This window comes from Bacillus sp. GW823-FHT06A11 (genome assembly GCF_058795355.1).
In genome coordinates this window covers 20,697-37,035 of sequence record NZ_JBXAHS010000006.1, presented here as the reverse complement: position 1 = coordinate 37,035, position 16,339 = coordinate 20,697, and the positions used below count along the sequence as shown (strand labels likewise).

General features: G+C 32.2%; 10 protein-coding genes. 7 read left to right on the top strand and 3 right to left on the bottom strand.

Features of this window, described 5'->3' with window-relative positions; genetic code table 11:
* Positions 1 to 95 precede the first annotated feature (95 nt).
* The 5 genes from AC1Q8L_RS23920 (at position 96) to AC1Q8L_RS23900 (ending at position 10,414) form a co-directional block, all read left to right on the top strand.
* Positions 96 to 2,336 (top strand): M60 family metallopeptidase, encoded by a 2,241-nt coding sequence (locus AC1Q8L_RS23920; RefSeq protein ID WP_000527910.1) that lies wholly within the window; start codon positions 96 to 98, stop codon positions 2,334 to 2,336.
* A 141-nt stretch (positions 2,337 to 2,477) separates the two neighbouring features.
* Positions 2,478 to 4,844 (top strand): putative mucin/carbohydrate-binding domain-containing protein, encoded by a 2,367-nt coding sequence (locus AC1Q8L_RS23915; protein ID WP_000625375.1) that lies wholly within the window; start codon positions 2,478 to 2,480, stop codon positions 4,842 to 4,844.
* A 104-nt stretch (positions 4,845 to 4,948) separates the two neighbouring features.
* Complete coding sequence (locus AC1Q8L_RS23910; protein WP_098312134.1) at positions 4,949 to 7,672, top strand: putative mucin/carbohydrate-binding domain-containing protein; 2,724 nt, start codon at positions 4,949 to 4,951, stop codon at positions 7,670 to 7,672.
* 322 nt (positions 7,673 to 7,994) lie between these two features.
* Positions 7,995 to 8,543 carry a fascin domain-containing protein gene (locus tag AC1Q8L_RS23905; RefSeq protein ID WP_000834557.1) on the top strand — a complete coding sequence of 183 codons (549 nt, stop codon included), beginning with the start codon at positions 7,995 to 7,997 and terminating at the stop codon, positions 8,541 to 8,543.
* A gap of 1,535 nt (positions 8,544 to 10,078) precedes the next feature.
* On the top strand, positions 10,079 to 10,414 hold the full coding sequence (locus tag AC1Q8L_RS23900) for a hypothetical protein (protein WP_000524431.1): 336 nt from the start codon (positions 10,079 to 10,081) through the stop codon (positions 10,412 to 10,414).
* 260 nt (positions 10,415 to 10,674) lie between these two features.
* Here AC1Q8L_RS23900 and AC1Q8L_RS23895 read toward each other — a convergent pair whose 3' ends face one another.
* Complete coding sequence (locus tag AC1Q8L_RS23895) at positions 10,675 to 11,049, bottom strand: hypothetical protein (RefSeq protein ID WP_000088962.1); 375 nt, start codon at positions 11,047 to 11,049, stop codon at positions 10,675 to 10,677.
* 547 nt (positions 11,050 to 11,596) lie between these two features.
* Here AC1Q8L_RS23895 and AC1Q8L_RS23890 point away from each other — a divergent pair.
* Complete coding sequence (locus tag AC1Q8L_RS23890; RefSeq protein WP_016118415.1) at positions 11,597 to 11,881, top strand: hypothetical protein; 285 nt, start codon at positions 11,597 to 11,599, stop codon at positions 11,879 to 11,881.
* 864 nt (positions 11,882 to 12,745) lie between these two features.
* The gene (locus AC1Q8L_RS23885) at positions 12,746 to 14,728 is read left to right on the top strand and encodes a methyl-accepting chemotaxis protein (RefSeq protein WP_000481866.1); all 1,983 of its coding nucleotides are present in this window, start codon (positions 12,746 to 12,748) and stop codon (positions 14,726 to 14,728) included.
* Between the two features lie 161 nt (positions 14,729 to 14,889).
* On the opposite strand, the gene AC1Q8L_RS23880 is transcribed toward AC1Q8L_RS23885, so the two are convergent.
* Together AC1Q8L_RS23880 and AC1Q8L_RS23875 are read right to left on the bottom strand one after the other, a co-directional pair.
* A complete protein-coding gene (locus tag AC1Q8L_RS23880; protein ID WP_000724110.1) occupies positions 14,890 to 15,042 on the bottom strand; it encodes a hypothetical protein in 153 nt (50 codons plus the stop codon).
* Positions 15,042 to 16,157 (bottom strand): response regulator aspartate phosphatase, encoded by a 1,116-nt coding sequence (locus tag AC1Q8L_RS23875; protein ID WP_098312133.1) that lies wholly within the window; start codon positions 16,155 to 16,157, stop codon positions 15,042 to 15,044. Before AC1Q8L_RS23875 ends, AC1Q8L_RS23880 begins: the two co-directional genes overlap by 1 nt.
* Positions 16,158 to 16,339: the final 182 nt, after the last annotated feature.

The window sequence follows — 16,339 nt, the reverse complement described above, 5'->3', positions numbered from 1 at the left end:
CACAACTTAAATAGTATGAATAGTTTAGATTGTAAAAACATGAAGAAGAAAACAAAAAATCCTTAAGAGTACTAAGGAAAAATGAGGGAGATAATATGGGGAATAATTCAAAACATAAAACTAGAAAAATACTTGCAGCTACTGCTACAGTAACTATGCTTGCGACTGGAATGATTTCTTCATCAGATGTCTTTGCGGAGCAAAAGGAGCAGCAAAAAAATTTATCGACATCACTGCAAAGTGAAAAGTCAGTTAAATCAGAAAATATAACATTTACAGTCCCAGGAAAAGGAGATGTTGAGGTACTAAAACAACAGGAAAGAAAAAGTATGGCATTTAGTCCATATGAACCAACTGGTTTATATGCAAAACCAAATGAACAAATAACGATTAATGTAGAAGGTAATCAAGATATTCAGGTATATATTGGAACGTATTCGTATGATGCTTCTTGGAGAGAAGATTCTAAGATAAAATCATTTACATTAAAACCTGGTGTAAACACAATCCAATCTCCAAATGGGGGGCTGATTTATTTTTATAATAAACAGCAAGGTGGTACCATTCGAACAACAATCACAACAGGTGGAACGACTACGCCTTTCTTTGAACTAGGAAAGCATACGAAACAAGATTTAATAAACATGCTGGACCAATATCCTAATGCACATGCAGTGGAGTTAAAAGGCGAACGTGTATTAATTACGGCCAGCCCTGCACGTGTTAAGAAATATTTGTTGGGTTCTAATACAGATCCTGTACAACTCTTAAAAAAGATGGATGAAGCTACTCGAATTCAAGACAAAGTAGCTGGATTATCTGAAGAACAAGTAGATAAACATTATGTTCATTACGTAGAAGAAAATCATTCTCCTGATTATTATATGTATGCAACTTCTTATCGAACAGCATATGTAGGAGATGCAATCCAATACGTGTTAGATATTAATAAATTTATAACAGATGGCTGGGGCCCTTGGCATGAGGCAGGACATTTAAGACAACAATCGCCCTGGAAGTTTTATAATATGACAGAAGTACAAAATAATATATACAGCCTTTCTGTAGAAAAAGCATTTAATCAACCATCCAACTTAGAGAAAAGTGGAATTTATCCAAAAGCATTTCAATATTTAGAACAAGTGAATAAAAATTATGATGAAATTAGCGATGTTTTTGTAAAGCTTGTTATGCTTTGGCAACTACAGTTAGCGTATGGAGAGGATTTTTATCCTAAATTGCATCAATTGTATAGAGACATGCCTTCAAGTGAACTTCCACAAACTGATGAAAATAAAAAACAATTATTTATGATTTCAGCATCAAAAGTAGCCAAACAAAATTTGATTCCTTTCTTTGAGAAGTGGGGATTACGTCCAAATAACGATACCATTCAAAAGGTAGCTGCATTAGGATATCCAATTTTAACAGCAGAGATTTGGAAGGGTACGGATTCTAATCCAATTAAACCAGATATGCCTGATGTAAATAATATTTTAGAAGGAAACCAGTTTGCATGGTCGCTGAAAGGGATTGGAGATTTTGAATTCGCAAAAGTAAATTTAAATAAATCAACAGAAGAAATGCAAATTGATCTAAAAGCAGGTGTACCACATAACTACTTTGATAGTACATATGCAAGTATTAAAGTGCAAAACACATCAGGTAAAGTAGTATATAACAAGGAGTTTTATGGGAATAAACAGCAAAATGCTGGAACACAAAAAGTTTCAGTAAAGACCGGTGATCTTATTGAGCTTACACATTTAGAAGGCAGAGAGAGGGCAACATTAATAAATTTAGATAACAATAAACGTGAAAACCTTGATAAAAAAGTAATGTATGAAGTTACAAAGGATGGCCTGAAAAAAGTAAATCAAATTGTTAATCCGAAACCAGATACAGAAGCGCCCACACAGCCACAAGGATTATATGCAAGTAACCTTACTTCTAACAGTGTAGAGCTAAAATGGAATCCTTCTACAGATAATATAGGTGTAAAAGAATATCAGGTATTACGTGATGGACAATTGATTCAAACCGTACAAGGAACGACATTTATTGATCAAAACTTAACAGCTAATAAGGAATATAAATATGCAGTAAAGGCTGTAGATGCAGCTGGAAATACATCAATTCAAAGTGAAATTCTTCCGGTAAAAACCAAAGATCAAAATGTATCTTATGAAAAATGGGATCCAAAGAAGGCATATACAAAGGGCGATAAAGTAGAACATCAAGGGACGGTGTATGAAGCGGTTCAAAATCATCAAGGAAATGGTGACCCGAATTGGATATTTGCGTTATCTTTATGGAAACCACTTACAATCAAATAACATGTAAGAATTAGATGTGAAGATAGAACAACATAAAATTGGGGCAGTATTTTAAAGATTTACTGGATGTTGTTTGAATTTTGATAGATTTCTCTACTAAGTTATTATTCAATAATAAAAATTAGAAAAGGATGTAGATTAGTGATTAGTCAGAAAACGAAGAAAAGATTTAATAAAGTTATTATAATGACCGCAGCATGTAGCATGTTTTCTATGTTTGGAGCGTCTATTTCGCACACTAAAGCTGCAACACATTCAGCTGCTCCAGCAGTTTATGTGAGTCCCCAAAATATACCTGCCTCAGATATTATTAGTATAGACTGGTCACCAGTTCAGACTCCACCTTATACGTACTGGGCTGTACACAACTGGAATGCAGGTGGTGAAGCTGGAGGATATGCTGGTTTTCAACAACAAAGTGGGTTTGATGAAAATGGAAAACGTACTTTACATTTTGCCTTATGGGATCCAATTTCCTCTAAAGAAGCAATAAAGGCCGAATACTTATCTCCGAATTCGCAAGCTGGACCCTTTGGAGGAGAAGGAACAGGAATGAAGGTTCAAACAACTTATGGTTGGAAAGACTACAATTGGTACACAATGACAATGCGTTCATGGCAAGAAAATGGTCATACTAAATTTGGACAATGGATGAAAGATGTAACAAAGAATAAATGGCATCAAATTGCAATTATGGACTTTCCGGTTGCTAATGTTGCATTTAATCATGGTTTAGGAATGTTTCAAGAAGACTGGGCTGATAGTGGACAGAATGTTCGAGAAGCGCGCTTGAAAAATGGTTATAGCCGAAAATTAGTTGATAAACAATGGAGTTCTTGGAATAATCAAAGTATTTCTGGAACGCATGATAATACTTATCAATATGATGGAGGATCTACATCAGAATATGTATGGGTCAAAGCAGGAGGTAATACGCAGTCTACTATTGGGGCAGGAAAAATATTCACGCTAAATCAACCTACTCAACCTGAAATAGGAAAATTAGATTTTGATATCCAATCTATATATTATGAAAATGAAAAATTAAATGTATCTTGGAAACTAAAAGAAAATAGTACACCGCAATTTAAGGGGAAAATTGAAATTTATAACAATGAAAATATGACGGGCCAACCTATTAACGTAATTAATGATATTAAATCTTATCAAAATGGAATCAGTCAATCTATATCATTACCAACAAATGCTTATGCAAAAATTGTATTAACGGATATATTTGATCAAACTGTTGAGAAAAAGGTACAAATCAAAAATGAATCTCCAAACATTTTTGAAGGTAATGAATTTGCATGGTCGCTGAAAGGGATTGGAGATTTTGAATTTGCGAAAGTAAATTTAAATAAATCAACAGAAGAAATGCAAATTGATCTAAAAGCAGGTGTACCACATGACTACTTTGATAGTACATATGCAAGTATTAAAGTGCAAAACACATCAGGTAAAGTGGTCTATAACAAAGAGATTTATGGAAACAAACAGCAAAATGCTGAATCGCAAAAAGTTCCAGTCAAAGTAGGCGATTATATAGAGTTAACACATCTAGAAGGTGTACATAGAGCCACTCTTACAAATGTAGATAATAGTAAACAAGAGAGCTTTGGAAAAAAAGCAATATACGAAGTTACAAAGGAAGGCCTGAAGAAAGTAGAAAAAATGCCAGAAGCAACAATTTTAGAAGGAAACAAGTTTGCCTGGTCATTAAAAGGATATAGTGATAGAGAAATTGCAAAAGTAGATTATGATAAAACGGTAGAAGAGATGAAGGTAAAACTAGAAGCAGGTGTACCACATTCCTATTTTGCTAGTACGTATGCGAGTATTAAGGTCCAGAATTCTTCTGGTAACGTTCTGTACAATAAGGAAATCGTGGGAAATAAACAACAAAATGCTGAAAACCAAACTGTGCCCGTCAAGGTAGGGGATTACATTGAATTTATCCATATAGAAGGAGAAGCAACAAAGGAAAAAACGCGAGCAACTTTAACTAACCTTGAAAATAACAAAAATGAAACCATTGGAAAGACAGCGAGGTATCAAGTGACAAAAGAAGGCTTGAAGAAAGTAGAGAAAATGCCAGAAACAACGGTTTTAGATGGAAATCAATTCGCTTGGTCATTAAAGGGATATAATGATCGAGAAATCGCGAAAATAGAATATAACAAAGCAACAGAAAAAATGCAGCTTAAATTAGAAGCGGGTATACCCCATTCTTATTTTAGTAATACGTATGCAAGCATTAAAGTCCAGAATTTATCTGGTAATATTTTGTACAATAAAGAAATTATAGGGAATAGACAACAAGATGCTGAGAGCCAAACCGTTTCAGTCAAAGTAGGAGATTGTATTGAGTTTACTCATATAGAGGGAGAAGCACAAAAGGAAAAGACACGCGCCACACTTACTAATCTTGAGAATAGTAAGCAGGAGTATATGGGAAAGAAAAGAATATATCAGGTTACCTCTATGGGATTATTAATAAAGTCATAGATTTCACTACAAAAGTTAAATTATAGATTTATATATTATATAAAAATCTTAACCATTATACGCATTAAAAAATTCTCAAGAGAATATAGATCGGCGGGTATAGTATGAACATATTTAAAGGGTTTCTAATTTCATCAATTGCAATGACCACATTTGTAGGAACAGATCTAATTTTACAAAATGATAGTATTCATAATAAAGTTTACGCTGAATCTTATAATGTCACATACAAAGAAAGAGATTCACAGGAAGAAAGATTAGTTGTAAAGTTTAAAAATCAAATTGACTTACCTTATGAAGATGGTATTGAGAAACGAATAAAAAATGGGGATTATGATAACAATTTAAAGAAGTTATTTTCCGAAAATACAGAACTTACTTTGAATCGTCTGTTCTCATCTGTAAATCCGGTAGAGATTGAAAAGTTATCAGTACAATCTAAATCAGTTGCTAATGAATCAGCTAATAATTTATTAAATTATTATATTGTACAAGCTCCTAATAACATAGAAATAGAATTATTACTGAAAAAATTTGAAACATCTCCTCTCGTAGAGGAGGCTTATATACAAGAAAAACAAATTTTGACACCTCCTGAAATACAGTTACCAGATTTGTCTGTAAATCCGTACGATGATCCTAGATTTCAAAATCAAGGATATCTTGAAGCGGCACCAAAGGGAATTAATGCCTCGCATGCTTGGAGCATTAAAGGTGGTGACGGAAAGGGTACAACTTTTGTGGATATGGAATATGGATGGTTATTGAACCATGAGGATCTAGTTAATAAAAATATAAAGCTTATGTCTGGACAAAATATAAGCCAGCATAGAGCTCATGGTACTTCTGTATTAGGAATTGTTTCATCAGAAGATAATCAAATTGGAAATATTGGAATTGCACCAAGTGCAAATGTAAAAGTAATATCCCAGATCAGGGATAATGGAATTTATAATACAGCGGATGCTATTTTAAGTGCTGTACATAATTTACAAGCGGGAGATATTCTTTTATTAGAGGCACAAGCTTCGTATGATGGGTATGGGGATAAATATTTACCTGTAGAAGTACATCCAGATATTTTTGATGCAATTCGTGTTGGTGCAGATAAAGGGATTATTATTATAGAAGCTGGCGCAAATGGTTCAAACGACTTAGATAATTTTAAAGATCGTAATGGAAAAAAGATCTTAAATCGAAATAGTCCAGACTTCAAGGATTCAGGTGCTATTATGGTTGGGGCGGGATCATCAACTGTTCCACATAAACGTTTATGGTTTTCAAATTATGGAAGTCGATTAGATGTATATGGATGGGGAGAAAATGTTGATACAACATCAGCAAATCCAAGTCAAAATACTACAAATTTATATACATCAACATTTAGTGGAACATCAAGTGCTTCACCAATTATTGCTGGAGCAGCAACTTCGATTCAAGGTATTGCTAAAGAACATCGAGGTTCTCCTTATACACCAGCCGAATTAAGAAATATCTTAAGTAATCCGAATACAGGAACAAAATCTCAAGATCCGTGGAATGATAGAATAGGTGTTTTACCTGATCTAAAATCTATATTAGATAACTTAGGTTTTAATTCAGATATACCGGACTCTTCTAGTATTTTAGAAGGAAACCAGTTTGCATGGTCACTAAAAGGAATTAGTGATTTCGAGTTTGCAAAAATTAATTTCAATAAGTCAACAGAAGAAATGCAAATCGACTTAAAAGCAGGCGTACCGCATCATTATTTTAATGAAACGTATGCGAGTATTAAAGTACAAAATACATCAGGAAAAGTAGTATACAATAAAGACATTTATGGAAACAAACAACAAAATGCTGAATCGCAAAGAGTTCCAGTCAAAGTAGGAGACTATATTGAATTAACACATCTAGAAGGTATTCATAGAGCTACTTTAACAAATGTAGGTAATAGTAAACAAGAAAGCTTTGGAAAAAAAGCAATATACCAAGTTACAAAGGAAGGTCTGAAGAAAGCAGAAAAAATGCCCGAAGCTACAATTTTAGATGGAAATCAATTTGCATGGTCACTAAAAGGAATTAGTGATTTCGAGTTTGCAAAAGTTAATTTTAATAAGTCGACAGAAGAAATGCAAATCGACTTAAAAGCAGGCGTACCGCATCATTATTTTAATGAAACGTATGCGAGTATTAAAGTACAAAACACATCAGGAAAAGTGGTCTATAACAAAGAGATTTATGGAAACAAACAGCAAAATGCTGAATCGCAAAAATTTCCAGTCAAAGTAGGGGATTATATAGAGTTAACACATCTAGAAGGTGTACATAGAGCTACTCTTACAAATGTAGATAATAGTAAACAAGAAAGTTTTGGAAAAAAAGTCATGTACGAAGTTACAAAAGAAGGCTTGAAGAAAGTAGAAAAAATGCCAGAAACAACGGTTTTAGATGGAAATCATTTTGGGTGGTCTTTAAAAGGATATAGTGATAGAGAAATCGCAAAAGTTGATTATAATAGGACAACAGAGAAAATGCAGGTGAATTTAGAAGCAGGCGTACCACATTCTTACTTTAATAATACGTATGCAAGTATTACAGTAAAGAATTCGACCGGTAGTGTTGTGTATAATAAGGAAATAGTAGGAAATAGACAACAAACTGCTGAAATCCAAAAGGTGCCCGTAAAAGCGGGAGATTACATTGAGATTACCCATATAGAAGGGGAAGCAGTAAAGGAAAAGACACGCGCTACACTTATTAACCTTGAGAATAATAAACAAGAATATATAGGCAAAAAAAGAACCTATCAAGTTACTTCAACGGGATTAAACAAAATAGATTAACATGAAGAACCTTCTAATTATTAGTTAGATGCAAATAGTCGTTCATTATGAACGGCTATTTGGCTTTAATTTAAAGAAAAGTGAAATGAAAATACTCTCTCTTTTGTATATACTCTCCTTGCCATCAACTGCTACATTTGTTTATCAGGGGGGGGATTTTAAAAATGTGCTTGAGAATTGATAAATGTTTAAGTGTTATAGATTTGAGAAAAAAGAAACAGAATAGTAAGGTATTTGTTGATAAACCCTCTCTGTCATTACAATATTTTACATATCTGGTATGATATATATGAGTTCTATGTATATTAAGGGAGGAATGAGAATGAAAAGTTTCATAACACGTGCAAGTGGTAATACAATCTCAAAAAGGTTAGTTTTAATGGTGTTGTCGATGGTTTTAATGATATTGATGATTACACCATCGAATGATGTATCGGCAGCCAATCTATCAAAAGCAGGTTCACTAAAAGGCGTAAATTTATTTAATGGAAGTTGGACAGTTGCTATACAGGCAGCAAATTTACAATATGTTTCGGCTGAGCCTTCGGGAAATATAATAGCAAATCGTAATGCAGTTAATGGATGGGAGAAATTCGAATTAATTTCGACTGGGGAATTATATACGTACGCTTTAAAAGCTAAAAGTAATGGGAAGTATGTTTCGTTTGAGCCAAATGGTAGAGTAGTAGCAGATCGTACATCAATTGGTGCATGGGAAAAGTTTATCTTATATAATGGTGGAGACAATAGGATATATGTATTACAAGCACTAAGTAATGGTAGATATATATCAGCAAATGGTGGTAGAGAATTAACAGCTACTAGTTATGTAGCTGGAAGCTGGGAAAGATTTGTTATTGTATACTTCTAAACTTTGAAGTGTTATATATCTAAATGATAATGGCATGTTTAGTTGGTATAAATACCTAATACAATAAAGTTTTAAGCATGTAATACAAGTGTATATTAACGTGTAAAAGGGCTGCAAATAATTAGCAGTCCTTTTTGCATGGACTTACTGAGGTTATAATGAGAAGAAAAAGAACCCTATAGGGTTCTTTTTCAAGGCATATTAACAGTAAGGAGAATCATGAAATGCTACTTCAAATCTTTATTAGGGGAAAGATTTTGAAAAAGCTTAACACGTATTTATTTTTACATAAATGTAAGATGTAGTAAATTGATAATGTTTATACTTACTATTACTAATATTCAATTAAGATAGTTAATACTATTTGTATGGTGTTAATGAAGTACATATTTAGAAAACTAATAATAGCCCCAAGTTGGTTAAATATGTCTAATATTATATTTTATTTGTTAAAAGAGCTTATAGTTATATCATTTCAAAAATTAATTAACATTTAAACAATTTTAACTGAAATTGGATGTGTATTAAATAAAATAGACAAAGACCCTGTAATAAATACAGGGCCGGATACAGGGTTAAGGGAACGCATAGTTTCTTAATATCATAGTAGCATATATTCTTTGTATAGCTACATGAGGATTTTGACAGAATTAAGAACAAGACAGAAAATCTGTAGGAAAGTAAATATAGTGCTGGAAATGTGATTTTAAATTAAGCTATAGGTATATTGAAATGGATGAAAACTCTTGAGTACCATGATTAAATTGCCTTTAATTATGAGGTTTAGGTTAGAGGGATAATTGGATCTTACTGAAAAGAAAAAATGTTTTTTAGATTAAAAGAAGAAAAGACACCTTTTGGGTGTCTTTTCTTTAGGTAAACAGTTCACATATTGCTGAATTAGATACGAAACCATAATTCGACTACGAAGTAAATCCTAACATAATCTGAACAGAAAAAATATGTAATATTACATTTTTAGTTTTTAATTATTTTATCGAAGATAGAGTAGCAATTTAAATAAAAGGGCATGCAGTAGTATCTGCAGCCCTTTTTAGGAGGAACTCAAGACACCATTAGGACACGTATTGGAAACAGGTTCAAAAATAGTATGTGTGAAAAGAAAAAGTCCTATACCAAAAGTAGACAGGACCTTATCTTTTTTACATTTTAAAAAATGAAATTCTGTCCTTTTGAAATCAGTACAGCACACACTTGGTTCGAAATGAAATTAGAAAAAGTATACATGAAAATGGCAGACAACTATTTTGTTGCCTGCCGGTGCCAGTGGGTTGAATGAGTTAGTCAATTCAATAAATTGTGCTATCCCATTACCAGAAGATTGAAGCCGCTAGTTCAAACGGCTTAGACATAGTTTGTCTAATAAAGAAAAAATTATGAGTAGAAATTTTGTTTGCTCTATATGAAAAGATAAATAGATATTCATCAGACAAGGATAATTTAGCATATCTTGAATAGGGTGTAGGAATGAATTAAAGAAAGGGATATTTGTTTAGGAAGGGACTGACTCAGGAGTGGGACTTTCGGACAGGGTTTGGGGAGCGGTGATTGCCTTTGGCATTGCGACTAATATCGTTGCTTGTATAATGGCAGTATACATTCAAAAATATGAGCTAATGATAAATCATCTTACAAATATTTTATTTTTAATAATTATCTCTTTAACGTTTATAAAGATGAAAATTAACAGATGGGTGGCTTTAGGATTTACATTAGTTGTAATAGAGAAAGGTATTAAAGCGGGATATGACTTCTACACACATAATTATTATAGTGTCAGTTGGAGTTTAGCTATTATTGTCTATTGCATATACGAGATGGAAAAGTATCATATTGAAATAAACGAATAGGCGCAACAAAAAGGTGTTAGTAGGTGGAATTCTTTTTAAAATACTATAAAAAAGACACTACAAGAGTGTCTTTTTTTTGAAAATACTCTATAATTAACTTTGGGGAAGGTAATGTTAGAGTATTCGTTTAGCATTATCTTTATATTTGATAAACCATGAAATCGAAAGATTTTGTGGTTTATTTTATGAACAATAGATATTACAGTATTGGCAGTGAGCTATTAATCATTTTAAGCATTAGGGGAGAATGGATTAAAAGTCTAACATCGAATAACGGTTCCGGAATATAGTGTTGCGAAATGATCTCCCATATCCCAAACGGTACTTGCCTGTATATAGCCCTTAAAGCCTTCTGAAGAATAATAAATCTCTTTTGGTATACTTTCTTTAGTTTGGAAATGTGCTTTAGAGTACTTTACATAATGGTTTTTAACAACTTTTGCTTCTGGAACAATAGTGTTTTTTTGTTCCAATGTTGGCCTAGCACTAGAAGGTGGTATGAATTTTACATTGTCTTGGTAATTAGGATCTAAGGTGTCAGCTTGTACACTGTGTGACGAAACAAAGGTGCTTAGACTACTTCCCGCGATTAAAGTTGCAAATACTAACTTTGAGAATTTTGTTAATCTACTCATTCTATAATCTCCTTTTTATTATTTTGTAAGGTATCTCCTTACACCTCACAGTCTATATCCACTACAAAAGGGTGTACATACATATTGATAGACAAAATTCTACAAAATACCGCATGTTTTTGGGATTTATGTATAATAATCCAATGTCTAATAATCTATCAAAAGTAAAAAGGTAGGTCTTATATAAAAGAAAATGAATAATTTATGCAGGTAATGTATATGGAATTATTGTTTAAATATTCTAAAATGAGTTGATAAAGATGTTGGTAGGTTTTTTGGAAAACAAATAATTCCCTAGATGAAATTTGGAAGGAAGATTCTCTGTTAGAGTTTTTATAAGGGAATTCATTTTCGTAGATTCAAAATGTAAAAATAACTAAAAGAGCAAGTGTTTCAATGGGTAAAAAGCTATGTTGAGTCTTTTTTCTCTGTCGGTGGTCGTCTAATCAATGAAATGACGGATGCTTATGATAGTTTGTATCTAGCAACATTCGTGTATAAACGAATGAATTAAGAAAAGGGTGAAATATTGGAAAACTCGAAATGGATGCCTTTAAGTAATGTTGATGATGATGAGGAAATTTGGGCAGGAGCAAGAGTTAGGTTGTACAATGTTGGTATGAATAGAGAAGATAAAGAAAATAATTTCTATGAATATATTATTTCTTATATCTACGACAACACTAACTACTTACAACTAACTAATTTAACAACAGGAAAAGCAGGTTATATTATTTGTGTCATTGAAAAAGAATTACCAAATAATTATGCTTTGGGCAGAACATTAAAGCAAAGAATAGGTTTAGAAAATACCTATTTTAGATTTGAATAATCAACAAATAAGGGAAGCACCAACTCTAAGGTGTCTTCCCTTATTTAATACTTTTTATCAATAATCAATATTAACAGAGCCTAAATAAAAAAGTGAGAAAAATGATAAACATTCTTCTCACTTTCATCAATTAGGGTGGCATATACATAAATATGCGTTAGGGTGGATTTTTGGATGAAAAATCCACATGCATAGTATAACAAACTACATAAGGTAGATTATATGTAATATTGCATATAGGGAAAGATTCTTCTATAGAAATAAAATACAGTTTATACTGAATTATTGATTTATTATAAGGTAATAATATATTATCGGATTTTATATCTATTACTTATGTATACGTGTTACAATGAATTTCTCTAATTTATTTTATTCTCCTATATAGAATTTATGGTTTAGTTATCTCTTACAACAAAATCGGCCGTAGTAAATGATTCATGAATAGTGTGATGCATTTAGAATGGTTCAAAGGCTGTTAAACATAATCATACAAAGAATAAATTTATGTAGTTATTTTTTAGAGAATTTATTATGGTAAAGACTTCATCCGATTTGAATAGCGCTAAATTAAAATTTTTATCCAATCAAGGTCAAATAATATCTGTTAAATGAAGGTTATGTTTCATCCATTTTATTGGGAACAATTCGTAGTTTTAGAATTGCTGAATATGGAAAGATAACATATTCGAAAGGAGGATAGATAAAACGCTGCCTGTGAAATTTAAATCGTTAAATAAGGAAGTTGAGATAATAGGATTTAATAGGGGGTTTCATTTCGAATGGTACTGTAAATATATGTAGAAAAAATAAAGGAGAAAAATTTAAATAAACTATATCAGTAGTGAAAGGGAGAAGTATCTAGTGTTTAATATAAAAGAAAGATTGGGACAAATAAAGCTTAAAACGAAGTTGTCTATGGCATTTATAGCAATATTAATTATACCAAGCCTTATCGTAGGAGTATCATCTTATAATAAAGCAAAAACAGATCTTAATGAAACAATTCTACAATCAGCAAAAGATAATATAAGTATTTTAGATAAGATTGTTGATGATGAATTAGAAAATAAGCAAACAGATGTCTCTCATTTTGCAAAGGTACTCACACAAGGGGATTATAATCCTGAACAATCGCAAAATGTACAGAGTAAATTTGATCAATATATACAGTTACATCCAGAGATAGAAACGATTTATACGGCATCCAGTAACAATCAATTTATTCATGCACCTGTTGGAAAAATACCAGAAGGGTTTAATCCGTTAGAAAGCAGTTGGTATAAGGATGCAGTAAAAGCAAATGGAGAGATTATTGTTTCATCTCCATATAAATCAAAGTCTACAGGAAATATGGTAATAGCAATTGCAAAGCAAAATGCAGATAAAAGTGGTGTCATTGGCGTAGATTTGAATATTAAAGATATAGTAAAAACATCCAAAATGATTAAAATTGGAAAGCAAGGATTTGTATCTATAGTCAGTCAAGATAAAACAATAGTTGTTCATCCATCACTAAAACCAGGAGAGAAATTAGAGAAAACTTTAGCGGATGAACTGTACAAAAAAGAAGATGACGTAATTACTTATAGCCTTAACGGGGAAGATCGAAACATAAGCTTTAAGACAAACAAAAAAACAGGTTGGAAAATAGCTGGCGTAATGCCTACGAAAGAAATTGAAGAAGCTACCAATCCTATTTTTTATAAAACGCTCACTATAATAGGGGCTTCATTATTGTTAGGTGGAATTGTAATTTTATTCATACTTAGATCTATTATTAATCCACTAAGACAATTAGTTATTTCGGCCCAAAGAATTAGTCAGGGAGATTTAACCGAGAAAATAGATATTCGTTCAAAGGATGAACTTGGTCAATTAGGCGGTAGTTTCAATACAATGGCAGAGTCGTTACGTAATATTATTTCTCAAATTAACACATCTGCAGGACATGTAGCTGCGTCTTCTGAGGAACTAACTGCTAGTGTAGAACAAGCAAGCGTTGCGACGGAACAAATTACAAAAGAGATGGAAGAGATCTCGAATAGTGCAGAGGTTCAAAATAATGAAGTTGAGTCTGGAGCTGAATTAATTGGTGAGGTAACACGAAATATTCAATATGTAGCTGAGAATGCATCTGAAGTATCGGCTTCATCCATATACACAAAACAAAAAGCCAATGAAGGTGAACAATTAGTAGAACAAACTGTAACACAAATGCAGTCTATCCATCACTCTGTTTCTCAATCCGATAATGTAATAAAATTATTAGATAAGAAATCGCAACAAATTGGAAGTATATTAGAAGCGATTCAAAATATTGCGGAACAAACAAATTTATTAGCATTAAATGCAGCAATTGAAGCAGCTAGAGCAGGAGAACAGGGGCGAGGATTTGCAATTGTTGCCGATGAAGTTAGGAAGCTAGCAGAGCAATCATCTGATTCTTCGATGGAAATTGGAAGTTTAATTAAGGAAATACAAGCAGACGTACATGAGACTGTAAAAGCTATGAATGAAGTAGGAGTAGAAGTACAGTCGGGAATTAAGGTTGCAAATGATACAAAACAAAGTTTTTATGAGATTTCAAAATCTGCAAATGAAATTGTATCAAAAGTACATGGTATGGTAGAACTATCAAATAAAATGACAACTGATGCAATGAAAGTTGATACATCGATTGATCAAATAGCTATGGCTGTAAAAGAGAATTCTTCAAGTATGCAAACGATAGCTGGTTCATCTGAGGAACAACATGCTTCTATGGAAGAGATAAATTCTTCAGCAATACAATTAGCGCAGATGGCGGAAGAACTTCAAGAGTTAATTGGTGGATTTAAGATTTAAGTTGAGATTCTAGGAGAGAATGCTAGAATCTTGTTACAGAGTGGAAATGAAAAATCTTATAACATAGTATATAAGTATAATACGTACTCTCTACACGTATTGAACAGGCAGATAAGCCATTTAAAAACCCTCCATTTGGAGGGTTTTTAAATACATTTACATTAAATTTGTTGTGGTGCACCACCAACACTATATGAAGGAGTAGGATAATGACCATGAGTAGCAAGCTGATTTGTTTTAGAAAACTGAAAAATTCCCACCGTTAATACCCCAATAAAAGCAATGCCAGATAATAATAAGCTAATTTTTTTCATTATTTTAAGACTCCTTTTTCAATTAATTTTAGTCTTGCTTGATAACAAATATGGAAATAGTCACTTACCTTTTTGTGGTTCTCTAATTGTCTACATTTTGTGGCAAATAATTCAGCGTATTCGACAACATATTCCCATAACTCATCTTTCTCAAAGTATAAGATTCCTTCTTGAATGATTTTTTCTAATTCTTCCAATGGAATGTTTTCGTTTAAGCTTTTTAAAATAAAGAAGTGATGCATATATTCTTCGTTATGGATTTCTCTGCAGATTTTTAATCCCTTAACAATGAGTTTGCTAGCCGTCGATTGTTCTCCTAACTTATAATGTTCCTTAGCTTGTAGGAAGATAGCCTTGAAGTGTGTAGGGATTTTCTCTGTTACTTCTGAAAGGTGGCGAATAGCTAAAGTAGACATACTTTGATCAGAATACAGCCACCCCATAGTACTTTTTACGTATAACAAGGAATCTTCTACCTTATTCTTTTGTAGTAAATCAATTGCACATTGTAGATATTCTTCAGCTTGTTCGTACTGTTTTAAATAGATGCAGCAACCACCTAACAAACTATTACAAAAGGCTGTTTTTACTTCATAACCTTCATATTTTGAAAAGATTACTCTCGATTTATTTGCGTATTCGATAGAAGCAAGCATGTTATAGGTATGGTGATAAAAAGTAGCAATTCTATAGTAGAACTCAGCGTGTTCAATTTCATCTGGTATGTCTACTAATATCTTTTCTGCCAGTTTATAATGTTCCTCTGCCTCAGTAAAATTTGATATAAAAGTGGAATGAATGGATTTAAAAAAGTGATAATAGAAGCGTAGAAAATGGTCTGTAGGCATATCATAGTCACTAATGGCATCAAAGCTATTTTGTTGAATACCAAGGCTATCTGTTAAGACATTATAACGGAATTCAAGTAGTGAATAATATAGTAACAAATTTTGATCTTGATGTTCTTGATTTGGCTCAGTACTTAATTTGCTGATTTTTTCATCAATTTTCTTTTTTAGATTAGTAGCTTTTATAACTTGTTGAGATAGCATAGATCGATACCAGTCGTTTAATAGAGAGGTTAACTGCTCATTTCCTTTTACTGAGACACTCATAATATACGCCCCCATCTTATAGAAATATCCTAATCCAATTTAATTGTAACTATCATAGCAAAATAGAAGAAAAAATAGTATGATTTTACAACTTTTTCAAGAAAATTCAGAAAATAATCAATTGTTGTCGAATGTACTTAGAATAAAACATCCAAAAATTATCAAAAAATGATATGAGTCTT

Excerpts from the sequence above, each read along its gene's own strand:
- AC1Q8L_RS23910 (WP_098312134.1), top strand. The coding sequence starts at position 4,949 with ATGAACATATTTAAAGGGTTTCTAATTTCATCAATTGCAATGACCACA.
- AC1Q8L_RS23905 (WP_000834557.1), top strand. The coding sequence starts at position 7,995 with ATGAAAAGTTTCATAACACGTGCAAGTGGTAATACAATCTCAAAAAGG.
- AC1Q8L_RS23875 (WP_098312133.1), bottom strand. The coding sequence starts at position 16,157 with ATGAGTGTCTCAGTAAAAGGAAATGAGCAGTTAACCTCTCTATTAAAC.
- AC1Q8L_RS23880 (WP_000724110.1), bottom strand. The coding sequence starts at position 15,042 with ATGAAAAAAATTAGCTTATTATTATCTGGCATTGCTTTTATTGGGGTA.
- AC1Q8L_RS23890 (WP_016118415.1), top strand. The coding sequence starts at position 11,597 with ATGCCTTTAAGTAATGTTGATGATGATGAGGAAATTTGGGCAGGAGCA.
- AC1Q8L_RS23895 (WP_000088962.1), bottom strand. The coding sequence starts at position 11,049 with ATGAGTAGATTAACAAAATTCTCAAAGTTAGTATTTGCAACTTTAATC.
- AC1Q8L_RS23920 (WP_000527910.1), top strand. The coding sequence starts at position 96 with ATGGGGAATAATTCAAAACATAAAACTAGAAAAATACTTGCAGCTACT.